General features: G+C 43.6%; 37 protein-coding genes. 36 read left to right on the top strand and 1 reads right to left on the bottom strand.

Features of this window, described 5'->3' with window-relative positions; all coding sequences use genetic code 11:
• Nucleotides 1-178: 178 nt before the first annotated feature.
• The 3 genes from BQ9856_RS03995 to BQ9856_RS03985 all read left to right on the top strand — a co-directional run bounded on the left by BQ9856_RS03995 (nucleotide 179) and on the right by BQ9856_RS03985 (nucleotide 3,080).
• Nucleotides 179-877, top strand: a complete 699-nt coding sequence (locus BQ9856_RS03995; RefSeq protein ID WP_077609810.1) for an N-acetylmannosamine-6-phosphate 2-epimerase — start codon at nucleotides 179-181, stop codon at nucleotides 875-877.
• Between the two features lie 134 nt (nucleotides 878-1,011).
• Nucleotides 1,012-1,887 (top strand): MurR/RpiR family transcriptional regulator, encoded by an 876-nt coding sequence (locus BQ9856_RS03990; protein ID WP_442855468.1) that lies wholly within the window; start codon nucleotides 1,012-1,014, stop codon nucleotides 1,885-1,887.
• Nucleotides 1,888-2,042: 155 nt separating this feature from the next.
• Nucleotides 2,043-3,080 (top strand): acyltransferase family protein, encoded by a 1,038-nt coding sequence (locus BQ9856_RS03985; RefSeq protein ID WP_077609808.1) that lies wholly within the window; start codon nucleotides 2,043-2,045, stop codon nucleotides 3,078-3,080.
• An 8-nt stretch (nucleotides 3,081-3,088) separates the two neighbouring features.
• On the opposite strand, the gene BQ9856_RS03980 is transcribed toward BQ9856_RS03985, so the two are convergent.
• Nucleotides 3,089-3,955 (bottom strand): class I SAM-dependent methyltransferase, encoded by an 867-nt coding sequence (locus tag BQ9856_RS03980; RefSeq protein WP_077609807.1) that lies wholly within the window; start codon nucleotides 3,953-3,955, stop codon nucleotides 3,089-3,091.
• Nucleotides 3,956-4,186: 231 nt separating this feature from the next.
• Here BQ9856_RS03980 and BQ9856_RS03975 point away from each other — a divergent pair, with 231 nt between their 5' ends.
• From BQ9856_RS03975 to BQ9856_RS03815, 33 genes are all read left to right on the top strand, one after another.
• Nucleotides 4,187-5,536 carry a cell wall-binding protein gene (locus BQ9856_RS03975; RefSeq protein WP_077609806.1) on the top strand — a complete coding sequence of 450 codons (1,350 nt, stop codon included), beginning with the start codon at nucleotides 4,187-4,189 and terminating at the stop codon, nucleotides 5,534-5,536.
• A gap of 328 nt (nucleotides 5,537-5,864) precedes the next feature.
• Nucleotides 5,865-6,182 (top strand): 30S ribosomal protein S10, encoded by a 318-nt coding sequence (rpsJ, locus tag BQ9856_RS03970; protein ID WP_013274341.1) that lies wholly within the window; start codon nucleotides 5,865-5,867, stop codon nucleotides 6,180-6,182.
• Nucleotides 6,183-6,453: 271 nt separating this feature from the next.
• Complete coding sequence (gene rplC / locus BQ9856_RS03965) at nucleotides 6,454-7,089, top strand: 50S ribosomal protein L3 (protein WP_077609805.1); 636 nt, start codon at nucleotides 6,454-6,456, stop codon at nucleotides 7,087-7,089.
• A gap of 29 nt (nucleotides 7,090-7,118) precedes the next feature.
• Nucleotides 7,119-7,739: a 50S ribosomal protein L4 gene (gene rplD, locus BQ9856_RS03960; protein WP_077609804.1), complete on the top strand. Its 621-nt coding sequence runs from the start codon at nucleotides 7,119-7,121 to the stop codon at nucleotides 7,737-7,739.
• Entirely contained in the window at nucleotides 7,739-8,038 is a 300-nt protein-coding gene (gene rplW, locus BQ9856_RS03955; protein WP_077609803.1) for a 50S ribosomal protein L23, read from the top strand. The genes rplD and rplW overlap by 1 nt, the downstream gene beginning before the upstream one ends.
• 181 nt (nucleotides 8,039-8,219) lie before the next feature.
• Nucleotides 8,220-9,068 (top strand): 50S ribosomal protein L2, encoded by an 849-nt coding sequence (gene rplB / locus BQ9856_RS03950; RefSeq protein WP_077609802.1) that lies wholly within the window; start codon nucleotides 8,220-8,222, stop codon nucleotides 9,066-9,068.
• Nucleotides 9,069-9,087: 19 nt separating this feature from the next.
• Entirely contained in the window at nucleotides 9,088-9,369 is a 282-nt protein-coding gene (gene rpsS, locus BQ9856_RS03945) for a 30S ribosomal protein S19 (protein WP_024834874.1), read from the top strand.
• Nucleotides 9,370-9,443: 74 nt separating this feature from the next.
• Nucleotides 9,444-9,830 (top strand): 50S ribosomal protein L22, encoded by a 387-nt coding sequence (gene rplV, locus BQ9856_RS03940; RefSeq protein ID WP_077609801.1) that lies wholly within the window; start codon nucleotides 9,444-9,446, stop codon nucleotides 9,828-9,830.
• Nucleotides 9,831-9,841: 11 nt separating this feature from the next.
• The gene (rpsC, locus tag BQ9856_RS03935; RefSeq protein WP_077609800.1) at nucleotides 9,842-10,498 is read left to right on the top strand and encodes a 30S ribosomal protein S3; all 657 of its coding nucleotides are present in this window, start codon (nucleotides 9,842-9,844) and stop codon (nucleotides 10,496-10,498) included.
• Nucleotides 10,498-10,923: a 50S ribosomal protein L16 gene (gene rplP / locus BQ9856_RS03930; RefSeq protein ID WP_077609799.1), complete on the top strand. Its 426-nt coding sequence runs from the start codon at nucleotides 10,498-10,500 to the stop codon at nucleotides 10,921-10,923. The genes rpsC and rplP overlap by 1 nt, the downstream gene beginning before the upstream one ends.
• A 2-nt stretch (nucleotides 10,924-10,925) precedes the next feature.
• Nucleotides 10,926-11,132 (top strand): 50S ribosomal protein L29, encoded by a 207-nt coding sequence (rpmC, locus tag BQ9856_RS03925; protein WP_077610031.1) that lies wholly within the window; start codon nucleotides 10,926-10,928, stop codon nucleotides 11,130-11,132.
• 95 nt (nucleotides 11,133-11,227) lie between these two features.
• A complete protein-coding gene (rpsQ, locus tag BQ9856_RS03920) occupies nucleotides 11,228-11,482 on the top strand; it encodes a 30S ribosomal protein S17 (protein ID WP_013274331.1) in 255 nt (84 codons plus the stop codon).
• Nucleotides 11,483-11,508: 26 nt separating this feature from the next.
• Complete coding sequence (rplN, locus tag BQ9856_RS03915) at nucleotides 11,509-11,877, top strand: 50S ribosomal protein L14 (RefSeq protein WP_077609798.1); 369 nt, start codon at nucleotides 11,509-11,511, stop codon at nucleotides 11,875-11,877.
• Between the two features lie 14 nt (nucleotides 11,878-11,891).
• Nucleotides 11,892-12,197, top strand: coding sequence for a 50S ribosomal protein L24 (gene rplX, locus BQ9856_RS03910; protein WP_077609797.1), 306 nt, complete (start codon nucleotides 11,892-11,894; stop codon nucleotides 12,195-12,197).
• Between the two features lie 21 nt (nucleotides 12,198-12,218).
• Nucleotides 12,219-12,758 carry a 50S ribosomal protein L5 gene (gene rplE / locus BQ9856_RS03905; protein WP_077609796.1) on the top strand — a complete coding sequence of 180 codons (540 nt, stop codon included), beginning with the start codon at nucleotides 12,219-12,221 and terminating at the stop codon, nucleotides 12,756-12,758.
• Nucleotides 12,759-12,773: 15 nt separating this feature from the next.
• Nucleotides 12,774-12,959, top strand: coding sequence for a type Z 30S ribosomal protein S14 (locus BQ9856_RS03900; RefSeq protein WP_077609795.1), 186 nt, complete (start codon nucleotides 12,774-12,776; stop codon nucleotides 12,957-12,959).
• 24 nt (nucleotides 12,960-12,983) lie between these two features.
• Complete coding sequence (gene rpsH, locus BQ9856_RS03895) at nucleotides 12,984-13,385, top strand: 30S ribosomal protein S8 (protein ID WP_077609794.1); 402 nt, start codon at nucleotides 12,984-12,986, stop codon at nucleotides 13,383-13,385.
• A 67-nt stretch (nucleotides 13,386-13,452) separates the two neighbouring features.
• Complete coding sequence (gene rplF / locus BQ9856_RS03890) at nucleotides 13,453-13,995, top strand: 50S ribosomal protein L6 (protein WP_077609793.1); 543 nt, start codon at nucleotides 13,453-13,455, stop codon at nucleotides 13,993-13,995.
• A gap of 17 nt (nucleotides 13,996-14,012) precedes the next feature.
• On the top strand, nucleotides 14,013-14,381 hold the full coding sequence (gene rplR, locus BQ9856_RS03885) for a 50S ribosomal protein L18 (protein WP_077609792.1): 369 nt from the start codon (nucleotides 14,013-14,015) through the stop codon (nucleotides 14,379-14,381).
• A 19-nt stretch (nucleotides 14,382-14,400) separates the two neighbouring features.
• A complete protein-coding gene (gene rpsE / locus BQ9856_RS03880; protein WP_077609791.1) occupies nucleotides 14,401-14,910 on the top strand; it encodes a 30S ribosomal protein S5 in 510 nt (169 codons plus the stop codon).
• A 13-nt stretch (nucleotides 14,911-14,923) separates the two neighbouring features.
• Nucleotides 14,924-15,106 carry a 50S ribosomal protein L30 gene (rpmD, locus tag BQ9856_RS03875; RefSeq protein WP_077609790.1) on the top strand — a complete coding sequence of 61 codons (183 nt, stop codon included), beginning with the start codon at nucleotides 14,924-14,926 and terminating at the stop codon, nucleotides 15,104-15,106.
• 26 nt (nucleotides 15,107-15,132) lie between these two features.
• Nucleotides 15,133-15,573 carry a 50S ribosomal protein L15 gene (gene rplO / locus BQ9856_RS03870; RefSeq protein WP_077609789.1) on the top strand — a complete coding sequence of 147 codons (441 nt, stop codon included), beginning with the start codon at nucleotides 15,133-15,135 and terminating at the stop codon, nucleotides 15,571-15,573.
• Between the two features lies 1 nt (nucleotide 15,574).
• On the top strand, nucleotides 15,575-16,897 hold the full coding sequence (secY, locus tag BQ9856_RS03865) for a preprotein translocase subunit SecY (protein WP_077609788.1): 1,323 nt from the start codon (nucleotides 15,575-15,577) through the stop codon (nucleotides 16,895-16,897).
• A gap of 193 nt (nucleotides 16,898-17,090) precedes the next feature.
• Entirely contained in the window at nucleotides 17,091-17,735 is a 645-nt protein-coding gene (locus tag BQ9856_RS03860; protein ID WP_077609787.1) for an adenylate kinase, read from the top strand.
• 3 nt (nucleotides 17,736-17,738) lie between these two features.
• Nucleotides 17,739-18,503 carry a type I methionyl aminopeptidase gene (map, locus tag BQ9856_RS03855; RefSeq protein ID WP_077609786.1) on the top strand — a complete coding sequence of 255 codons (765 nt, stop codon included), beginning with the start codon at nucleotides 17,739-17,741 and terminating at the stop codon, nucleotides 18,501-18,503.
• A 10-nt stretch (nucleotides 18,504-18,513) separates the two neighbouring features.
• Nucleotides 18,514-18,795, top strand: a complete 282-nt coding sequence (locus BQ9856_RS03850; protein WP_139348657.1) for a KOW domain-containing RNA-binding protein — start codon at nucleotides 18,514-18,516, stop codon at nucleotides 18,793-18,795.
• A 5-nt stretch (nucleotides 18,796-18,800) separates the two neighbouring features.
• A complete protein-coding gene (gene infA, locus BQ9856_RS03845; RefSeq protein ID WP_013274317.1) occupies nucleotides 18,801-19,019 on the top strand; it encodes a translation initiation factor IF-1 in 219 nt (72 codons plus the stop codon).
• 244 nt (nucleotides 19,020-19,263) lie between these two features.
• Nucleotides 19,264-19,377 (top strand): 50S ribosomal protein L36, encoded by a 114-nt coding sequence (gene rpmJ / locus BQ9856_RS03840; protein ID WP_003497809.1) that lies wholly within the window; start codon nucleotides 19,264-19,266, stop codon nucleotides 19,375-19,377.
• Between the two features lie 28 nt (nucleotides 19,378-19,405).
• On the top strand, nucleotides 19,406-19,774 hold the full coding sequence (gene rpsM, locus BQ9856_RS03835) for a 30S ribosomal protein S13 (protein ID WP_077609785.1): 369 nt from the start codon (nucleotides 19,406-19,408) through the stop codon (nucleotides 19,772-19,774).
• A gap of 142 nt (nucleotides 19,775-19,916) precedes the next feature.
• Nucleotides 19,917-20,318 (top strand): 30S ribosomal protein S11, encoded by a 402-nt coding sequence (gene rpsK, locus BQ9856_RS03830; protein WP_006771855.1) that lies wholly within the window; start codon nucleotides 19,917-19,919, stop codon nucleotides 20,316-20,318.
• Nucleotides 20,319-20,334: 16 nt separating this feature from the next.
• A complete protein-coding gene (gene rpsD, locus BQ9856_RS03825) occupies nucleotides 20,335-20,928 on the top strand; it encodes a 30S ribosomal protein S4 (RefSeq protein WP_077609784.1) in 594 nt (197 codons plus the stop codon).
• Nucleotides 20,929-21,036: 108 nt separating this feature from the next.
• The gene (locus tag BQ9856_RS03820; protein WP_077609783.1) at nucleotides 21,037-22,005 is read left to right on the top strand and encodes a DNA-directed RNA polymerase subunit alpha; all 969 of its coding nucleotides are present in this window, start codon (nucleotides 21,037-21,039) and stop codon (nucleotides 22,003-22,005) included.
• A 98-nt stretch (nucleotides 22,006-22,103) separates the two neighbouring features.
• Nucleotides 22,104-22,640, top strand: a complete 537-nt coding sequence (locus tag BQ9856_RS03815; RefSeq protein WP_077609782.1) for a bL17 family ribosomal protein — start codon at nucleotides 22,104-22,106, stop codon at nucleotides 22,638-22,640.
• Nucleotides 22,641-23,099: the final 459 nt, after the last annotated feature.

Here is a 23,099-nt window from a genome sequence, read left to right as displayed (position 1 = left end):
GCAACAGACTTGAAAAATATGTGAAAAATATTTTAAATTTTATAGTATTCTGCTGAAAAGAGCTGTTGCACCTTTTTGAGCATGAATTGTGAAATCAGTCTGAAATGCAGGCTGTCATTGAAATATCATTTTCACATGTGTTATGATAAGGCTATATAAAGATAGAAGGAGGCCTGTCATGAAGCAGGAATTACCGGACAAGTTAAAAGGCGGCCTGATTGTATCCTGTCAGGCATTAAAGGATGAACCACTGCACAGTCCTTATATTATGTCCCGCATGGCTTATGCGGCCATGGAAGGCGGTGCAGCAGGAATCCGTGCCAATTCTGTGGAGGATATTACAGAAATAAGGAAGATCGTGGATATTCCCATTATCGGCATTGTGAAGCGGGAATATAAGGACAGTGATGTATATATTACTTCTACCATGGAGGAAGTGGATGCCCTGGTTGCGTGTGGTGTAAATATCATTGCTGCAGACGGTACAAAAAGAACCCGCCCCAATGGGAAGAGCCTGGATGAGTTCTTTTCCGAAGTGCGTGCAAAATATCCGGACCAGCTTTTTATGGCTGACTGTTCCAACTATGAAGAAGGGATTCATGCGGCATGTATTGGCTTTGATTTGATCGGGACGACCTTGAGCGGTTATACGGAGTATACCAGGGATTCGGGCCTTCCCAACCTGGACTTAATGAAACGGCTGGTAAAGGATTCCGGAAAGCCGGTCATTGCAGAAGGAGGGATCTGGACGCCCGGGCAGTTAAAAGCAGCATTATCCACCGGAGTCCTGGCAGCCGTAGTGGGCACGGCCATAACAAGGCCGAGAGAAATAACGAAATATTTTATAACAGGGTCCGGCTGCAGGAGCAGGGAATAACATTGTATATTTATCTGAAATAAATTTCTCTAAATTGACAAAGTGGTATTTCTTGTTTATGCTTATAGTAAGAATGGCTTAGGTGTGGCGGATGGGGATGGAACATCCACCATGCTTTTTTATAATATGGAAAGATGAAAAGGGAGAATCAGATCATGCAGGGGGACTTTTTAACAAAGATCAGAGCGGAATACAATCAATTTACAAAGGCTGAAAAAAAGGTAGCCGATTACATACTGCAAAATTACAGAGAAGTATTATTCATGTCGATTACCGATCTGGCAGAAGCCTGTGAAGTGGGGGATACAAGTGTTTTTCGTTTTTGCAAGACTTTAGATTTAAAAGGATATCAGGAATTTAAGATGATGCTTTCATTAAGCCTCCACGATGAGAAAACAGGGCAGGGCAGGCTGGAAGGCGATATCCGCCTGGAGGATTCCTTTGCGGAGCTGTCCAGAAAAGTGCTGAACACCAATATGAGTGCCTTAGAGGAAACGTATTCCCTGTTAAACGAGGAGCATTTCGATAAGGTCATCCATTATCTTCATGAAGCAAAGCGGATTTGTTTTTTTGGCGTAGGTGCAAGCATGCTGTCAGCCATGAAGGCAGCCAATAAATTTTTACGGATCGAACCAAAGGTATACTGTATACAGGATTCTCATATGCAGGCTATGGTTGCTTCCATGATGGGAGAAGGAGAAGTTGCGGTAATTTTTTCCTATTCCGGCGCTACCAAGGATACCATTCATGTAGCAGAGCTTGCCCAAAAAGCAGGTGCGGTGACCGTCTGCGTTACCAGATTTGTGAAATCTCCCCTGACCTCATTTTCTGACGTGACGCTGCTTTGCGGAGCAAATGAGGGTCCCTTGCAGGGGGGGTCCACTTCTTCGGAAATCAGCCAGTTATTTCTCATTGACTTAATGTATACGGAGTATTACAGAAGGTATTTCGAGCGGTGCAACAAGAATAATGAAAAGGTTTCCGCTTCCGTTTTGGATAAAATGTGTTAAGCGGTTATGACTCCGATGACGGGCCGGAAAGAAATATTATTTTCTTTCCGGCCCGTACGCTTATGGGTGTTTGTTCGATCCGGACCAGAATAAAATAGTTTGATAAAATTTCCCGTCCTGTGATAGAATAGAAAAATACCGGAAGGAGGGCCCTTATGGAAGAAAAAGATTTTCGTAATAAAATAACATGGTTTACATTTCTGTACAGTCTTCTGGTAATTTGGGTCCATTCCTATAATGCAGTGCTTTTTTTAGGAAACACAAGAACCGCTTATAAAACAGACTGGATGGAGCGCTTTTTGGGAGATACGGTGGCACAGATTGCAGTACCGGGATTCTTTTTGATTTCATCCTATCTTTTCTTCCGGGGGTTTACCCTGGAACGGCTTTGGGTTAAATGGAATTCCAGAATACGGAGCGTATTGGTTCCCTATATCATATGGAATTTCCTTTATTATCTCGGATATGTCATAGGCAGCCGGGTCCCGCTATTGTCAGCCGTGATTGGGAAAGGGAAAATACCCTTTACTTTTTTAAAGGCTGCTGAAGCAGTCCTTCATTTTACCTATAACTATGTATTCTGGTATTTAAACCAGCTGATTTTGTTGATCCTTCTGGCTCCGCTCATTTTCCTTTTGGTGAAACGCTGGCAGGCCGGGTGCCTGTTTATGGCCGGGATATTGACTGCCATTTATTTGGGAGAAGTTCTTCCGCTTTTAAATCTGGATGCCCTTCTTTATTATACCTTTGGAGCGTTCGCGGCTGTCCATGGAAAAAAAATAGTGGAGAGATCCTGGGATCTTAAACATTTCGCTGCAGGTGCTGCAGTTCTCATAGCTGCCTTTTTCTTAAAAGGGCTTGATTTTCCAGGTAATATCAGAGGAGAGCTGGCGGCTTCCGTCGTATTCTACCGGCTTCTTGCTCCATTGGGGCTATGGCTTCTTGTGCCGGAGAATTATCTTACAGAAGCAAAGGAATGGATGAAGCAGAATTTTTTTCTGTATGCCATTCACTTTGCTATGGTGAGGCTGATAAACAAAACGGGAGCATTGCTGCTCCCGGCTGTTCCGGCAGTGCCTTTTGGGCTTTTTCTTTTCATGCCGGTTTTATGCGTTTTTTTCAGCTATCAGATTGGGCGCTTTTTAAGGCGTTTTCTTCCGGCCTTGTGGTACCTGTTGAACGGAGGCCGTTAAAGAGGCTTTTATTGTTCAGCCGACCATCTTCCGGATGCGCCGCAGGGGAGAACCAGGCCGCGGCTTGTAACCGGGAGTCCCACTTCTTCGGACTGCACGGTACCTCCGAACTTTTGTCCCACTTCCAGGGAGATCATGTAAGACAATACGGATGGAGCCAGCCCTGTCGTATAGGAATTGATCAGGAAAAACAGAGGCTTATCGGACAAGAGCTGTGCGCAGAGTTTAACAAACGGATGAATGGCATCCTCGATTTTCCAGATTTCACCTTTTGGTCCTCTTCCATAGGAGGGAGGGTCCATGATGACGGCATCATAATGGTTCCCCCGCCTGATCTCCCGTTCAACGAATTTCACACAGTCATCTACGATCCAGCGGATGGACGCGGATTCAAGTCCTGAGGAGCGGGCGTTTTCCTTTGCCCAGCCGACCATTCCCTTAGAAGCATCCACATGGGTAACAGAAGCCCCTGCTTTTGCGGCCGCTAATGTAGCCCCACCCGTATAGGCGAATAGGTTAAGTACCTTTACAGGCCGCCCGGCCTGTTTTATTTTTTCCCCGAACCAATCCCAGTTCGCAGCCTGTTCCGGGAAAAGACCGGTATGCTTAAAACTAAATGGCTTTAACTGAAAGGTCAGATCCCTGTAACTGATCGTCCACTGCTCGGGTAAGTCAAAGAATTCCCACTCACCGCCGCCCTTGGAGCTCCGGTGATAGTGGCCGTTCATTTTCTTCCACCCCTTTTCCATCCGGGGAGTGGACCAGATAACCTGTGGGTCAGGACGTACAAGGAGATATTTTCCCCAGCGCTCCAGCTTTTCTCCTTCTGAACAATCTATTACTTCGTAATCTTTCCAGCCGTCTGCAATCCACATATTTGGTGCCGCCCTTTCTTTCTGTCAATCATAAATATTAGTTTTATCAGATGATTCTATGATTATACTGGATGGAGCCTGGAGCGTCAAGTACGGGGGAAACGATTGAGAAAGGCTGTCCGGGGAAATAATTTCGTAATAGAATTGAAAGATTAAAACAGTTGAATAATCTAAAATTAATTGTTAAAATAAATTATAGCAAAAAAGGAAATCCCTGTAAGGAGTGAAGATATGAAAAGAAAAGGTCTCATTGTGCTGGCTGCCACTGCCATGCTGGCGCTTGGTGCTGCATCTGTGGATGCCTGGGCGGCGGAAGGCTGGGCTCAGTCGGGAAGCACCTGGGTTTACTATGATTCAAGCGGAAATAAATTAACCAATACCTGGAAAAAGGGTGCGGACAACCTTTGGCGTTATTTAAACAGCTATGGTGAGATGGCGGTAAATACCTGGGTAGAAAATACCTATTATATGGATACCAACGGAATCTTGGTAACCGATAAATGGATGAAGTTTCAGGATTCGGGAAGTTCTAAATATAAATGGTATTATTTCGGCAGCAGCGGAAAAGCCATTATGGACAATTGGTCTAAGATTAACAATAAGTGGTATTACTTTGATTCCAACGGTGAGATGCAGACCGGATGGGTTCTGGATAACACGTATTATTGCGGGACGGATGGAGCTATGCGCACCGGGTGGCAGAAACTCTTATCACCGGACAGCGACTATGATCCGGACCGTGTCACCCCCGGGGACGGTGATGATGGGAAATCCTGGTACTATTTTAACGAAAGCGGAAAAAAGTATGTTCCTAAGGATATGTCCGGGGACTACAACACCTATAAGATTGACGGTGTCGCTTATTGTTTTGATTCTGACGGGGCTCTTCAGACCGGCTGGAAGAATGTGGGAGTTGACAATGCCGAATATGAGATCCAGAACTATAAATACTATGACAGCAACGGGAAACTGAGAGTGGGCTGGTATTCGATCGAGCCGCCGGAAGAGCTTTCCGGGTATGAAGAGAATGTGGAGTGGTTTTATTTTTCCAGTGCCGGAGTTCCCAAAACCGGTCCCAAGGAAGGAGAGGCCAGCACACAGAACTTAACGAAAATTAACGATAAGACCTATTTATTCAATAATCTTGGAAATCCTGTTTACGGGCTGCAGAAAGTTACAATCGGAAGCAGCTCGGAATATACGTCATATTATTTTGGTGATAAGAAGACCAGCACCATGCAGAAGGGAAGAATAAAGGTGACTGAGGGCGATGGCAGCGAATGGACTTATTATTTCAGTGACAGCGGCCGCGGTTATACCGGCGTAAAAGATGGTTACCTGTATTATATGGGAAAACTCCAGTGCGCCGATGATGGAACCAAGTATGAACCCATTGCCATACCTACAGGAAGTACGACCACGACTTATGTGGTGAATGCCTCCGGCAAAGTGGCTAAGGGTACCACCGTAAAGAACTCCGAGGGAGTAAAGTATAAGACCGGCAGCAACGGAAACTTGTTAAAGGTTGACGATGAAGCCCCAACCAAAGGCAGAGAACCTTACGAACCAAACTGGAATTAAGAAGAATCACGATAGTGGCGTAAAACCTGAGAAAAATCAGATTTTGCGCCATTTTTTTGAAAAAAAGGCTTGCAAAGTAAAAAAAAATATGCTATCCTGTAAAGGCTGTGGCATGATAGCTGTGAAGCGTGAGGTTGCTGCTTACAAAAGCAGGTTTTCCGCGGAGCGAATGTCAAGTTAGGAAACTGGCGACAAGTCACTGTACAATTTAAAATTCTGTTTTTGTAAACAGAAAGTCAGTGTGAGGTCCGGAAGGACACACACGGGAACGTGTACAGTCACCGCTTGTCGTACTTCTACTAAGTGCGAAAAGGAGGCGACTTTTTTTATGGCAAGTCAAGTAATGAGAATCACATTAAAAGCGTATGATCACCAGTTAGTTGATCAGTCTGCAGGCAAAATCATCGACACTGTAAAAAAGACAGGATCTAAAGTGAGCGGACCGGTGCCGTTACCAACCAAGAAGGAAGTGGTAACCATCTTAAGAGCGGTTCACAAATACAAAGATTCCAGAGAGCAGTTCGAGCAGAGAACGCATAAGAGACTCATTGATATCATTACACCAAGCCAGAAGACTGTTGATGCATTATCCAGACTGGAAATGCCGGCAGGTGTGTACATTGATATCAAGATGAAGAATAAATAATCTTCATCAGAACCATTATGGAAATTGTTCCATGCATGTCCTGAAGGGTTTTAATATAGAAGCGACACTTTTTCCTGTAAGGAATCAACATCTCCATGAGCGAAAGTGAGAAGAAAGTGTTTGCACTTTCGGCGAGCGGCGAATGGTGATCATGATTGTGCTGTAATCATGATACCGCCGGGCGGAGTCATAGTGTTCCATGTATATTGGGCTGTTCTAGGATGATTGCGAAAGCAATCCGCTGTAGAATTAACAAACAGGAGGTAAAAACATGAAGAAGGGTATTTTAGCTACCAAAGTCGGAATGACACAGATCTTCAATGAGAACGGAGTATTAACTCCGGTAACGGTTCTCCAGGCTGGTCCTTGTGTAGTAACACAGGTTAAGACAGTTGAGAACGATGGTTACAGTGCAGTACAGGTTGGTTTCGTTGATAAGAGAGAAAAACTTATCAGCAAGCCGATTAAGGGCCATTTTGATAAGGCCGGTGTATCTTATAAGAGATACGTAAGAGAATTTAAGCTTGAGAATGCTTCCGAGTATTCCGTAAAAGATGAAATCAAAGCAGAAGTCTTCGCTGCAGGCGATAAGATCGATGCAACAGCAATCTCCAAAGGTAAAGGTTTCCAGGGCGCTATTAAGAGACACGGACAGTCCAGAGGACCTATGGCTCACGGTTCCAAGTTCCATCGTCATGCAGGTTCCAACGGTGCATGTTCTGATCCGAGCAAGGTATTCAAGGGCAAAAAGATGCCTGGCCAGATGGGTAACAAAAGGGTAACAATCCAGAATCTTGAAATCGTTAAGGTTGATGCCGAGAATAACCTGATTCTGGTTAGGGGTGCTGTACCAGGACCTAAGAAGTCTTTAGTAACAATCAAGGAAACAGTAAAAGCAGCGAACTAATGCTTTTATAAGAAAGGAGGATCATACAGATGGCAAACGTATCTGTTTACAATATGGAAGGTAAAGAAGTTGGCACATTAGAGTTAAACGATGCAGTGTTTGGTGTTGATGTTAATGAACATCTCGTACACATGGCAGTCGTAAGCCAGCTCGCAAATAAACGCCAGGGCACACAGAAAGCAAAAACACGTGCTGAAGTATCCGGCGGCGGAAGAAAACCGTGGAAGCAGAAAGGAACCGGTCATGCAAGACAGGGTTCAACAAGATCTCCGCAGTGGACAGGCGGCGGAATTGTTTTCGCTCCGACTCCAAGAGATTATACAATCAGACTTAACAAGAAGGAAAGAAGACTTGCTCTTAAGTCCGCTCTGACCAGCAGAGTAAATGAGAATAAGTTCATCGTTGTTGACGAATTAAAGTTTGATGAAATTAAGACAAAGAAGTTCCAGACTGTATTAAATAACTTAAAGGTATCCAAGGCTCTGGTTGTTGTTGGTGATGACAGCACAAATGCAGTAATAAGCGCAAGAAACATCGCTGCTGTTAAGACTGCTTTTGCTAACACGATCAACGTATACGATATCTTAAAGTACAACACAGTTGTTGCTACCAAGACTGCTGTTGCAGCAATCGAGGAGGTGTACGCATAATGGCAGATATAAAGTATTACGACGTAATCCAGAAGCCTGTAGTAACTGAGAAGAGCATGAACGCTATGGCGTCCAGGAAGTACACATTTATAGTACACACGGAAGCTAACAAGGCTATGATCAAGGAAGCTGTTGAGAAGATGTTCCCAGGCACCAAGGTTGCCAGTGTGAACACCATGAACTTAGATGGAAAGACCAAAAGAAGAGGAATGACCTTCGGTAAGACCGCTAAGACAAAGAAGGCTATCGTTCAGTTAACAGCTGACAGCAAAGATATCGAAATCTTTGAAGGACTGTAGGCGGTGGGGGAAAACCATCAGCCAACCTATGTGATGAACATTATATCACAATAATTAAGATACGCCAGGTGGCGTTGATACTTGTATGTCCGGGGAAATGCGGAGATCAGGAAGAAACGCCTAGCAGGCATACCTTTATGCCCAAAGAGCGTGGGCAGTAAAGAAGAAAGGAGAAACAATCATGGGAATCAAAAAGTATAACCCATATACCCCTTCCAGAAGACACATGACCGGTTCTGATTTCAGCGAGATCACAAAGACCACTCCTGAGAAATCCTTAATCAGCAAGACCATTAATAAAACAGCCGGCCGTAATAATCAGGGTAAGATCACTGTCAGACATCGCGGAGGCGGCGTTAAGAGAAAATATAGAATCATTGACTTCAAGAGAAACAGCAAAGATGGTATTGCAGCAACTGTTATCGGTATTGAGTACGATCCGAACAGAACTGCCAACATCGCATTAATCTGCTATACAGACGGTACAAAGTCTTATATCCTTGCTCCGGCTGGTTTAACAGACGGCATGAAGGTTATGAGCGGTGAGATGGCAGAGGCAAAAGTCGGCAACTGCTTACCGTTAAGCCAGATTCCGGTCGGTGCTCAGGTTCATAACATAGAGCTTTATCCTGGAAAAGGCGGACAGTTGGTTCGTTCTGCCGGTAACGCAGCACAGTTAATGGCAAAGGAAGGAAAATATGCAACGCTTCGTTTACCTTCCGGTGAGATGAGAATGGTTCCGATCGGATGCAGAGCAACCATCGGTGTTGTAGGCAATGGCGACCATAACCTGATCAATATCGGTAAAGCCGGCAGAAAACGCCATATGGGCTTCCGTCCTACCGTACGCGGTTCTGTTATGAACCCCAATGACCATCCTCACGGCGGTGGTGAAGGCAAGACCGGTATCGGACGTCCGGGTCCATGTACACCATGGGGCAAACCGGCGCTTGGCTTAAAGACCAGAAAGAAACACAAGCAGTCTAACAAGTTAATCGTTAGAAGAAGAGATGGAAAGACCGTTAAATAATTGAAGGAGGTTAGAACCTATGGCTCGCTCACTTAAAAAAGGACCGTTTGCAGATGCTCATTTACTGAAAAAAGTAGATGCTATGAACGCAGCAGGACAGAAGCAGGTAATCAAGACCTGGTCCCGCCGTTCTACGATCTTCCCGCAGATGGTTGGACATACAATTGCAGTTCATGATGGCAGAAAGCACGTTCCGGTATATGTTACAGAGGATATGGTTGGACATAAACTGGGTGAATTCGTTGCTACAAGAACTTACAGAGGACATGGCAAGGACGAGAAAAAGTCAGGCCGTAAGTAATTATAGAGACAAACACCCTTCGGATATATTTGCAGATTTCCAAAGGGCGTTAAAGTTGAAAGGAGGATTCACCAATGGCTAAGGGACATAGAAGCCAGATTAAGAGAGAAAGAAATGCCGAGAAGGACACCAGACCGTCAGCAAAGTTATCCTATGCTAGGGTTTCTGTTCAGAAAGCATGCTTCGTATTAGATGCCATCAGAGGCAAAGACATTCAGACAGCACTTGGTATTGTAACTTACAATCCCAGATATGCTTCTACTTTGATAGAGAAGTTATTAAAATCAGCTATCGCCAACGCTGAGAATAACAACGGAATGGACCCGGCAAAGCTTTACGTAGAGGAATGTTTTGCAAACAAGGGACCGACAATGAAGAGAGTAAAACCGAGAGCACAGGGCCGCGCTTACAGGATCGAAAAGAGAATGAGCCACATCACCATCGTGCTTAATGAAAGATAAGGAGGCAAATAATGGGACAGAAAGTTAATCCACACGGCTTAAGAGTCGGTGTTATTAAAGACTGGGACTCAAAATGGTATGCTGAAGCTGATTTCGCAGACAACTTAGTAGAAGATTATGCAATCAGAAAGTTTCTTAAAAAGAGATTATACAGCGCCGGTATTTCTGGCATCGAAATTGAACGGGCATCTGACCGCGTGAAAGTTATCATCCACACAGCAAAGCCAGGCGTTGTTATCGGTAAGGGCGGAGCTGAGATTGAAAAATTAAAAGCTGAAGTTCAGAAGCTTACAGATAAAAAATTATTTGTTGATATCAAAGAAATCAAGAGACCTGACAAAGATGCTCAGTTAGTAGCTGAATCCATTGCACAGCAGTTAGAGAACCGTATATCCTTCCGCCGCGCTATGAAGTCCACCATGGGCCGTTCCATGAAGGCTGGCGTAAAGGGGATCAAGACTGCAGTTGCAGGACGTCTTGGCGGCGCTGATATGGCTCGTACCGAGTTCTACAGTGAAGGAACCATTCCGTTACAGACACTGAGAGCAGATATTGACTATGGTTTCGCTGAAGCAGATACAACCTTTGGCAAGATTGGCGTTAAGGTATGGATCTACAATGGCGAAATACTTCCAACTAAAGGAAACAAGGAAGGGAGCGATAAATAATGTTAATGCCTAAGAGAGTAAAACGTCGTAAACAGTTCCGTGGTTCCATGGCTGGTAAAGCGTTAAGAGGCAATACAATCAGCAACGGTGAGTTCGGTTTAGTATCTTTAGAACCATGCTGGATCAAATCGAACCAGATCGAGGCAGCCCGTGTTGCTATGACTCGTTACATCAAGCGTGGCGGTAAAGTCTGGATCAAGATTTTCCCGGATAAACCTGTAACAGCAAAGCCAGCAGAAACCCGTATGGGTTCCGGTAAGGGCGCTCTGGAATACTGGGTAGCAGTAGTGAAACCAGGCCGTGTATTATTCGAAATCGCTGGAGTACCTGAAGAAACAGCACGTGAAGCTTTACGTCTTGCTATGCATAAGTTGCCATGCAAATGTAAAATTGCTGCTAAAGCAGATTTAGAAGGCGGTGAATGACAGTGAAAATTAATAAGTATGTTGAAGAATTAAAAGGAAAATCAGTTGCAGAACTGAACGAAGAATTAGTAGCTGCAAAGAAAGAACTTTTCAACTTAAGATTTCAGAATGCGACCAATCAGCTTGATAACACAAGCAGGATCAAAGATGTTCGCAAGAACATTGCCAGAATTCAGACTGTTATAACTGAGAAGGCTAAATTAGCTTAAGTTGCGATTGATTTTAAAAGCATGACACACACGACTGTGTGTAAACTTATATATAGGGTCCATAGCGGCCAAAACTCGAAAGGAGAATACCGAACGTGGAAAGAAATTTAAGAAAAACCCGTACTGGTAAGGTTGTGAGCAGCAAGATGGATAAGACCATCGTTGTAGCGATTGAAGACCATGTAGAACATCCTTTATACGGCAAGATCGTAAAAAGAACGTATAAATTAAAAGCTCATGATGAGAACAATGACTGCAACATGGGCGATACCGTAAAAGTAATGGAAACAAGACCGCTGTCCAAAGACAAGAGATGGAGACTTGTTGAGATTCTCGAAAGAGCGAAATAATTTATTTCCAGGAAGGAGTAACAGGCATGATTCAGCAGGAAACCAGATTAAAGGTTGCCGACAATACCGGTGCAAAAGAATTGCTTTGTATCCGTGTTATGGGCGGATCTACAAGAAGATATGCTAATATTGGTGATGTTATCGTTGCCAGCGTAAAAGACGCAACACCTGGCGGTGTTGTGAAGAAAGGCGACGTTGTAAAGGCCGTTGTCGTACGCACCGTTAAGGGCGCACGCCGCAGAGACGGTTCTTATATCAAGTTCGATGAGAATGCTGCCGTAATTATCAAAGATGACAAGACTCCAAAAGGAACTCGTATCTTTGGACCGGTTGCCAGAGAGTTAAGAGAGAAACAGTTCATGAAGATTGTTTCCTTAGCTCCGGAAGTATTATAAGGAGGTGTCGGACTGTGCATAAAATTAAAAGAGATGACCTGGTAAAGGTTATCACAGGAAAAGATAAAGACAAACAGGGCAAAGTTCTTCACGTGGATACGAAGAATAACAAAGTGGTAGTGGAAGGCGTTAACATGATCACAAAGCATGTGAAACCAGGCCCAAGCAGCCCACAGGGCGGTATCGTACAGAAGGAAGCTGCATTTGATATCTCCAATGTAATGCTTGTTGTCGACGGAAAAGCGACCAGAGTTGGCTTTGAAGTAAAAGACGGTAAAAAAGTCCGTGTTGCAAAAGCAACCGGTAAAGTAATTGATTAATTCGGAGAGGAGGAATAAAAATTGGCTAGATTAAAAGAGATGTACCAGACAGAGATCGTAGACGCTATGATCAAGAAATTTGGATATAAGAACATCATGGAAGTACCGAAGTTAAATAAGATTGTCATCAATATGGGTATTGGTGAAGCAAAGGAAAATGCCAAGATTTTAGACTCTGCAGTAAGAGATTTGGAAATCATCTCCGGACAGAAGGCAGTCTTAACAAAGGCTAAAAAATCAGTTGCTAACTTCAAAATCAGAGAAGGTATGCCGATCGGCTGTAAAGTAACGTTACGCGGCGAGAGAATGTATGAGTTTGCGGATCGTCTGATCAACCTTGCACTTCCTCGTGTACGTGACTTCAGAGGTGTGAATCCTAACGCATTTGATGGCAGAGGAAACTATGCCCTTGGCATTAAGGAACAGCTTATTTTCCCTGAAATTGAGTACGATAAAGTTGACAAGGTAAGAGGTATGGACGTTATTTTCGTAACTACCGCTAAGACAGACGAAGAAGCCCGTGAACTTTTGACATTATTCAATATGCCATTTGCAAAATAGTAGGAGGAATAATCCATGGCTAAGACTTCAATGAAGATCAAACAGCAGAAACCTGCAAAATTCTCCTCAAGAGAATACAATCGTTGCAGAATCTGTGGTCGTCCACATGCTTATTTAAGAAAATACGGAATCTGCAGAATCTGCTTCCGTGAATTAGCATACAAGGGCCAGATCCCAGGCGTTAAAAAAGCAAGCTGGTAAAATAAGGAAGGAGGCAATTTCAAAATGACAATGAGCGATCCAATCGCAGATATGCTTACAAGAATCCGTAATGCAAATACTGCAAAACATGATACAGTAGATGTACCTTCATCCAAGATGAAAATAGCTATTGCTGATATCCTTGTGAAAGAGGGTTACATTAAAAAATACGATCTCGTAGAAGACGGTGCATTCCAGACAATCCGGATCACCTTAAAATACGGAAAAGATAAAAACGAAAAAATCATCACAGGTATTAAGAGAATCTCCAAGCCAGGTTTACGTGTATATGCAAACAAGGAAGAGTTACCGAAGGTACTTGGCGGCTTAGGAACAGCTATCATCTCCACAAACCAGGGCGTAATTACCGATAAGGAAGCACGCACACAGGGCGTTGGCGGAGAAGTATTAGCATTCATTTGGTAATTACTGCAGCATCTGAAAACAGAGGGAACGAAAAGGTTCCTTCCGAAAATTTAAGGAGGTAAACGGCATGTCACGTATTGGAAGAATGCCTATCGCGATTCCGGCAGGCGTAACTGTTACAATCGCAGAAAATAACAAAGTGACTGTAAAAGGTCCTAAGGGAACTCTTGAGAGAGTATTACCGACTGAGATGACGATCAAAGAAGAAGATGGTCATATCGTCGTTACAAGACCAAATGATTTAAAGAAAATGAAATCTTTACATGGTCTGACCAGAACATTAGTGAACAACATGATCGTTGGTGTTACGGAAGGGTATGAGAAGAAGCTGGAAATCAATGGTGTTGGTTACAGAGCGCAGAAGCAGGGAAAGAAGCTGGTTCTTTCTCTTGGTTACTCCCACCCGGTAGAGATGGAAGATCCGGAAGGCATTGAATCTGCTATGGATGGACAGAACACCATCATCATTAAAGGTATCGATAAAGAAAAAGTTGGCCAGTACGCTGCTGAAATCAGAGATAAGAGAAGACCTGAGCCGTATAAGGGTAAGGGTATCAAGTATGCTGACGAAGTGATCAGACGTAAAGTTGGTAAGACTGGTAAGAAATAATTAAGGAGAGTGTAAAGATGGTTAGCAAACAGTCAAGAAGCGAAATTCGCGTTAAAAAGCACAACAGATTACGTAATCGTTTTGCAGGCACTGCAGAAAGACCACGTTTAGCTGTGTTTAGAAGTAATAATCATATGTATGCTCAAATTATTGACGATACAGTTGGTAAGACTTTAGTCGCTGCTTCTACAGTAGAAAAAGAAGTAAAGGCAGAATTAGAGAAAACTAACGACGTTGATGCTGCAGCATATGTAGGTACCGTAGTTGCAAAGAGGGCTATTGAAAAAGGTATTAAGGAAGTTGTCTTTGACAGAGGCGGTTTTATATATCAGGGTAAGATTCAGGCATTAGCAGACGCAGCCAGAGAAGCTGGTCTGGAATTCTAGTAGAGAGGAGAATGACAGCGTGAAACGTACAATTATTGATGCAAGTCAGTTAGAATTAAACGACAGAGTAGTTGCTATCAAGCGCGTATCTAAAACCGTTAAGGGTGGACGTACCATGAGATTCTCTGCTTTAGTAGTCGTAGGCGATGGCAACGGCCACGTAGGTGCTGGTCTTGGTAAAGCAGGTGAAGTTCCGGAAGCAATCCGCAAAGGAAAAGAGGCTGCTATTAAGAATATGGTTACCGTTCCGATCGATGAGAACAACAGTATTCCTCATGACCTGATCGGATACTTTGGAAGTTCATCCGTACTTCTTAAGAGAGCTTCCGAAGGTACCGGAGTAATTGCAGGAGGTCCTGCCCGTGCTGTTATAGAGCTTGCAGGTATCAAGAATATCCATTCAAAGTCCTTAGGTTCCAATAACAAGACGAATGTAGTTTTAGCTACGATCGAGGGATTAACTCAGTTAAAGACTCCTGAGGAAGTTGCAAAGCTTCGCGGCAAATCTGTTGAAGAGATTTTAGGCTAAGGAGGATAAGAAGATGGCAGATAAATTAAAAATCACATTGGTGAAATCCCCGATCGGCGCAGTTCCGAAGCAGAAAGCAACCGTTTTAGCGTTAGGCTTAAAGAAGCTTCATAAGACAGTTGAAATGCCGGACAATGGCGCTGTAAGAGGTATGATTGCCAGCGTGCGTCATTTAGTAAAAGTGGAAGAGATTTAAGAGAGAACAGTAAGGAGGTGCAAGCAATGGATTTATCAAATTTACAGCCTGCGTTAGGTTCCAAACACAGCGATAACTTCAGAAGAGGCCGCGGACATGGTTCAGGAAACGGCAAGACCGCAGGAAAAGGCCATAAAGGACAGAAGGCTCGTTCCGGTGCGACCAGACCGGGTTTTGAAGGCGGTCAGATGCCTTTATACAGGCGTCTTCCTAAGAGAGGCTTTAAAAATAGAAATACTAAGACTATTATTGGTATCAATGTAGGCGCTTTGGAAGGTTTCGACAACGATACGGTTGTTACAGTTGAAACTTTATTAGAGAGCGGTATCGTTAAGAATCCGCGTGATGGCGTTAAGATCCTTGGAAATGGAGAATTAACCAAAAAGCTTACAATAAAGGTAGATGCTTTCAGCGAAGGCGCAAAAACCAAAATCGAGGCTTTAGGTGGAACCTGCGAGGTGATCTAATATGTTAAAAACACTCCGTAATGCATTCAAGGTCAAGGACGTAAGAAAGAAGCTTATCTATACGTTCCTGATGCTGGTGGTTACCAGAATCGGTTCTCAATTGCCGATTCCAGGAGTTGAAACAAGTTTTTTTAAAGATTTTTTTACTCAACAGAATAACGATGCGTTCGGTTTCTTTAACGCTGTGACGGGCAGTTCCTTTACCAATATGTCCGTATTCGCACTGAGCATTACCCCATACATCACATCTTCCATTATCATGCAGCTTTTGACCATTGCAATTCCAAAGCTGGAGGAGATGCAGAAAGATGGGGAAGACGGAAGAAAAAAGATTGCGGAATACACCCGTTATGTAACAGTTGGTCTGGCTTTAATCGAATCCATCGCTATGGCGATCGGATTCGGCGGCCAGGGGCTGTTAAAAGAATTTAATGCATTAAGCGTTATCATTGCAGTCGTTACCATGACGGCAGGCAGTGCTCTTCTGATGTGGATCGGGGAACGTATTACGGAGAATGGTGTGGGAAATGGTATTTCCATAGTCCTGTTATTTAACATCATATCCAGCTTCCCGTCTGATGCGTCGACCTTATATACCAGATTTATGTCTGGAAAGTCGGTCGCAGTAGCGGCAGTAGCAGCCATTATCATTTTTGCAGTTATCGTAGCGATTGTCGTATTTGTCATTATCCTTCAGGATGGGGAAAGAAGAATTCCTGTGCAATACTCCAAAAAGATGCAGGGACGGAAGATGGTCGGCGGACAAGCCACCAACATTCCGTTAAAAGTGAATACTGCCGGCGTTATTCCGGTTATTTTCGCTTCCTCTATCCTGTCTTTTCCGGTAGTGATCGCCCAGTTTTTAGGCAATAAGATCAACTACAATGGCATTGGAGGCCACATTTTGATGGCACTCAATTCTTCCAGCTGGTTCAAACCGGAGAAACCGGTGTACTCTGTCGGTCTGATCGTTTACGTGGCTCTTATTATTGTGTTTGCTTACTTCTATACATCGATTACTTTTAATCCGCTGGAAGTAGCGAATAACATGAAGAAGTCCGGCGGCTTTATTCCGGGTATCCGTCCGGGAAAACCGACCAGTGATTACCTCAATTCTATTTTGAACTATATCGTATTTATAGGTGCATGCGGTCTGACGATCATCTGTATCATCCCCATTATGGTATCCGGCTTGTTTAATGTAAGCCGTTTGTCATTTGGAGGTACATCCCTGATCATCATCGTCAGTGTAGTACTTGAGACAATTAAGGCGGTTGAATCTCAGATGCTTGTACGTTATTATAAAGGCTTTTTAAACGATTAGAGGACAAACCAAGGGAAACACGCTATGCGTGTTTTCCTTGGGATTTATGCATTTACGCGGGCGACGAGCCGAATGAGCATGCTTGCATGTTCATGTGGCGGCTGCCGCGATAATGATAAGAAACTCGTAAAGCATGTTTCTTATCATTTAACCTTAAGAAAGTTACGTATTTCATGCAAGGGAGGGACTGTTGATGAAGATCATCATGTTAGGTGCCCCTGGTGCCGGCAAAGGTACCCAGGCAAAAAAAATTGCTGAAAAATATCAGATTCCGCATATTTCTACCGGAGATATTTTCCGTTCCAATATCAAGGAAGGAACAGAGTTAGGCAGAAAGGCGAAGGAATACATGGATCAGGGCGAGCTGGTGCCGGATGAACTGACCATTGGTATGCTGATGGACCGTATACAGAAGAAAGACTGCGAAAACGGCTATGTTCTGGATGGTTTTCCAAGAACCATTCCGCAGGCAGAAAGCCTTAAGAAGGCTCTTTCCGGAATGGGACAGAAGATTGACTTTGCTATTAATGTTGATGTACCGGATGAGAATATCATTAACAGAATGTCAGGACGCCGCGCCTGCATTTCCTGCGGAGCTACATATCACATTGTATACAATCCAAGCAAAATTCTGGATGTATGCGATGTCTGCGGCGAAAAGCTTATTTTAAGAGATGATGATAAGCCGGAGACCGTTAAGAAGCGTTTGTCAGTCTACCATGACCAGACACAGCCTCTGATTGATTATTATAAAGAAGCCGGTGTGTTAGTGAATATTGACGGAACACAGGAGTTAAATAAAGTGTTCTCTGATATCGCTGCCATTTTAGGAGCATAGTTTATGTCAGTTACGATTAAATCTGCAAGAGAGATAGAACTTATGAGAGAGGCGGGGAAGATTCTCAGTAAAACTCACGAAGAGCTTTCAAAAGCCTTGAAGCCAGGCATGACAACCTGGGATATTGACCATCTGGGAGAAGAGATCATAAGGAGTTACGGCTGTACGCCATCCTTTTTGAATTATAACGGTTACCCGGCTTCCATTTGTGTTTCCGTAAACGATGAAGTCGTTCATGGAATCCCGAGCAGGAAGCGTGTTTTAAGGGAAGGCGATATAGTCAGCCTGGATGCCGGCGTCATTTACAAAGGATACCATTCCGATGCGGCAAGGACTTATGGGATCGGAGAAATTACTCCTGAGGCAGGACAACTCATAGAAGTGACAAGACAATGTTTCTTTGAAGGGATTAAATTTGCAAAATCTGGCAATCATCTGAATGATATATCCGCTGCAATCCAGAAGTATGCTGAAAAATTTGGGTTTGGAGTCGTACGCGATCTGGTGGGCCATGGAATCGGTTCCCGTCTCCACGAGGAGCCTGAGGTGCCGAACTTTGCGCAGAAAAGGCGGGGAATTAAGCTGAGGCCGGGCATGACGCTGGCCATCGAACCCATGATCAACGGCGGAACACCGGATGTGGTTTGGCTTGATGATGATTGGACCGTGGTAACAGAGGATGGAAGTCTTTCCGCCCATTATGAAAATACCGTGTTGATTACAGAGGGTGAACCGGAGCTCTTAAGCCTGGTTTCCGATGTCCGTTAGGGTTGTGCCCATGAAGATAGAAAACGGGTCATTTGTAAAATCTGTGGCGGGACACGATAAAGGCGGTTATTTCTTCATATTTCGGGAGGAAGGCGAATATATATATCTGGTGGACGGAAAATACAGACGTCTGGACTGCCCGAAGAGGAAAAAGAAAAAGCATGTGGAAGCCCTTTTATGGGAGAAACATTCTCCCGGAGAGAAGATCCGGGAAAATAAAAAAGTCACCGATGAAGAGATCAAACATTTCATCAGATGTTTCAAAAGAGAAGAACAGGTTGTTAGGAGGTAAGCTTTATGTCAAAAGCAGATGTTATTGAAATTGAAGGAACCGTTGTGGAGAAGCTTCCCAATGCCATGTTCCAGGTAGAACTGGAGAATGGACATCAGGTGTTAGCCCACATCAGCGGGAAACTTCGCATGAACTACATTCGTATTTTACCGGGAGATAAGGTAACCATTGAGATGTCTCCTTATGATTTAAGCAAGGGAAGAATCATCTGGAGAGACAAATAAAGCGTTGCCGTACGGAACGCTCCCCCTTTCCTGCGCGCGACACGCCAGGGGAAAGGGTTAATAAATATATAGGAAAAAGCGCTTGCATTTTAAAACGATGGATGTTATAATGCTATAGCGACTTTGTTGAAATACTGGGTGTATTATGCCCATTTGGGCAGCACTGGTTTTACGATAAAACACACTGCGGGTATACCTGGAGGTCCTTTATTATGAAGGGCGCATAACGGAAAGGAGAATTGCTGTGAAGGTTAGATCATCAGTCAAACCGATTTGCGAAAAGTGCAAAATCATCAAGAGAAAAGGCAGTATCAGAGTAATCTGTGAAAATCCTAAGCATAAGCAGAGACAAGGTTAAAAATAATTAATGGAGGTGTACTACACAAATGGCTCGTATTTCAGGTGTTGATTTACCAAGAGAAAAACGTGTTGAAATCGGCTTAACTTATATCTACGGTATCGGTAGAGCAAGTTCAAACCGCATTCTTACAGAAGCTGGCGTTAATCCTGACACTCGCGTTAAGGACTTAACAGATGACGAAGTGAAGAGAATTGCAGCAGTGATTACTGAATCCCAGATGGTTGAAGGTGATTTACGCAGAGAAATCGCTATGAACATCAAGAGACTTCAGGAAATCGGCTGTTATCGCGGCATTCGTCACAGAAAGAGCCTTCCGGTTCGCGGTCAGAAGACAAAGACCAATGCAAGAACTCGTAAGGGTCCGAGAAAGACTGTAGCAAACAAGAAGAAATAAGTATCCCGGTAACTCACAGCGAATCACGTTACATGTTTTAAAAACAGGAATAACAGGATTCAGATATTCGTACCCTGTGCCGGCTCCTTATGTCCGGGGAGGCCAGGGCGGAGCAAGTAAAAAGAAAGTAGGTTAGTTTAAAATGGCTAAAAAAGTGTCCACTACTAAAAAAGTGACAAAAAAGCGCGTAAAGAAAAACGTTGAACGCGGACAAGCACATATCCAGTCATCTTTTAATAACACAATCGTGACATTAACGGATACACAGGGTAATGCATTATCCTGGGCAAGTGCTGGTGGTCTGGGATTTAGAGGTTCAAGGAAATCTACTCCATATGCAGCTCAGATGGCGGCAGAAACTGCTACTAAGGCAGCTCTTGTACATGGTTTAAAATCAGTAGACGTTATGGTTAAAGGTCCTGGTTCAGGCCGTGAAGCAGCTATTCGTGCACTTCAGGCATGCGGATTAGAGGTAACCAGCATTAAGGATGTAACACCGGTTCCACATAACGGTTGTCGTCCACCAAAACGTAGAAGAGTTTAATTAGGAGGTAATTACAGTGGCAGTTGACAGAGTTCCTGTTCTTAAAAGATGTAGATCCCTTGGTCTTGATCCGATCTATTTAGGAATAGATAAAAAATCAAAAAGAGAATTAAAAAGAGCTAACAGAAAGATGAGTGAGTACGGCATTCAGCTTAGAGAAAAGCAGAAGGCTAAATTCATCTACGGCGTTCTTGAGAAACCTTTCCGTAATTACTATGCCAAGGCTTCCAGAATGAATGGTATGGTCGGTGAAAACCTGATGATCCTTCTGGAAAGAAGACTTGACAATGTAGTATTCCGTATGGGATTCGGAAGAACAAGAAGAGAGACCAGACAGATGGTTGACCACAAGAGCATCCTTGTAAACGGGAAATGCGTAAACATCCCTTCTTACCTGGTTAAAGCTGGTGATGTGATCGAAGTAAAAGAAAAAAGCAAAACCAATGCAAGATTCAAGGACGTTCAGGAAACAACGGCCGGACGTATGGTTCCGGCATGGCTTGATGTTGACCATGAGAATTTACGTGGTACTGTAAAAGAGTTACCAACAAGAGATGAGATTGATGTTCCAGTGAATGAAATGCTTATCGTCGAGTTGTACTCCAAATAATTGAAAGTCTGTTGATAGAAGCCGGCTTTCGCCCGGGGCTGTTCCGTTCCCGGGCAAGGTTTGAGTATAAGACCCTCGATACAAAATACCCAAAAGGAGGGGCTATTAGTGTTCGATTTTGAAAAACCAAACATTGAGATTGCTGAAATCTCAGAAGACAAGAAATATGGCAAATTTGTAGTTGAACCGCTTGAAAGAGGTTATGGCACGACTTTAGGTAATTCCTTAAGAAGAATCATGCTTTCTTCCTTACCGGGCGCTGCAGTCAGTCAGGTAAAAATCGACGGCGTTTTGCATGAATTCAGTTCTATTCCGGGCGTAAAAGAGGATGTAACTGAGATCATTATGAACATCAAGAGCTTATCTATTAAAAATAACAGCGATACCAACGAAGCAAAAGTTGCATACATTGAGTTTGAAGGCGAAGGTGTTGTAACAGGTGCGGATATCCAGGCAGATCCCGATATTGAGGTCATGAATCCGGAACAGGTTATCGCTACGCTCAGCGGCGGCACGGACAGCAAGTTCTATATGGAGCTTACCATTACAAAAGGCCGCGGCTACGTAAGTGCAGACAAGAATAAGAGTGAAGATTTACCGATTGGCGTAATTGCCGTTGATTCTATCTATACACCAGTAGAGCGCGTCAACATGACGGTAGAAAACACCCGAGTAGGTCAGGTTACCGATTATGATAAGCTGACATTAGATGTATTTACAAACGGTACCTTGGCACCGGATGAGGCAGTCAGCCTCGCTGCAAAGGTGTTAAGTGAACATTTGAACCTGTTCATTGATTTATCTGAAAACGCCAAGACTGCTGAAGTCATGGTGGAAAAGGAAGATAATGAAAAGGAAAAAGTCCTGGAGATGAACATTGATGAACTGGAGCTTTCTGTCCGTTCATACAATTGTCTGAAGAGAGCCGGCATCAATACGGTAGAAGAACTGTGCAACCGGACTTCAGAAGACATGATGAAGGTTCGCAATCTGGGCCGCAAGTCTTTGGAAGAAGTGCTGGCCAAGTTAAAAGAGTTAGGCTTACAGCTTAACCCAAGCGACGATACCAATGTATAATTGGTACGCTTGAAGCAGCTGATTTATGGAGATTAAGCACCGGTACAGTAAGCCCGAAGAAGCATGTATCTGTGTTCCACAAATGGAGGAATATAAAAATGGCAGGATATAGAAAGCTGGGAAGAACTTCCAGTCAGAGAAAAGCATTAATCAGAAGCCAGGTAACTGCATTATTATACAATGGCAAAATCGTGACAACAGAGGCAAGAGCAAAGGAAATCCGCAAGGCAGCAGAAGGCCTCATTGCATTAGCGGTAAAAGAAAAAGATAACTTTGAGACTGTTAAGGTCACAGCAAAGGTTGCACGTAAAGATAAAGACGGCAAGAGAGTGAAAGAAGTTGTTAACGGCAAGAAAGTTACCGTATACGATGAAGTTGAGAAAGAAATCAAGAAAGACCTTCCTTCCAGACTTCATGCCAGAAGACAGATGTTAAAGGTTCTTTACGATGTAACAGAAGTTCCTGCACAGGCTGCCGGAAGAAAGAAAAATACAAAATCTGTTGATTTGCCAAAGAAGCTGTTTGAGGAAGTTGCACCAAAGTATGTATCCCGTAACGGTGGTTACACACGAATCGTGAAGATCGGCCAGCGTAAGGGTGACGGAGCTATGGCTGTGTTACTTGAACTGGTATAACATACACGAAAGCAATGAGCAGTGCTGAATAAGGGTTCGGAAAAATTTTCGTTGTGCTGGCACATAAGAAAATCTTTCCGAACCCTTATTCATAGGGCGAATGCCCGTGAGCCGGCAAATCCGCAGGATTTGCCGGCTTGCACTGCGGACTTACCAGTTTGAATTACGGACTTACCAGTTTGAATTACGGACTTACCAGTTTGAATTACGGACTTATCCCGGTATAAGAGTTAACTCTCTATCGGGAATTTTTTATTTTATAGGAAAGTTCTCCGAATACTGACGTGACAGCACCTCAGCGCCAGAGTCAGACAAGTCAGACGCTTTCTTATTCCGGTATTCTTCTAAGAAAAGCAAGAATAAAGAAAGAATATCGTAAGTTGACGGTTAATGACTTCACAGACTATAATATAATAAATAGAATAAAATGACTAATTTGTCAGATTACGCTAATTTAGA

The sequence above is a fragment of the Clostridium sp. Marseille-P2415 genome, from assembly GCF_900155545.1.
Taxonomy (GTDB): Bacteria; Bacillota; Clostridia; order Lachnospirales; family Lachnospiraceae; genus Lacrimispora.
This window is presented reverse-complemented; position numbering and strand designations above follow the sequence as displayed.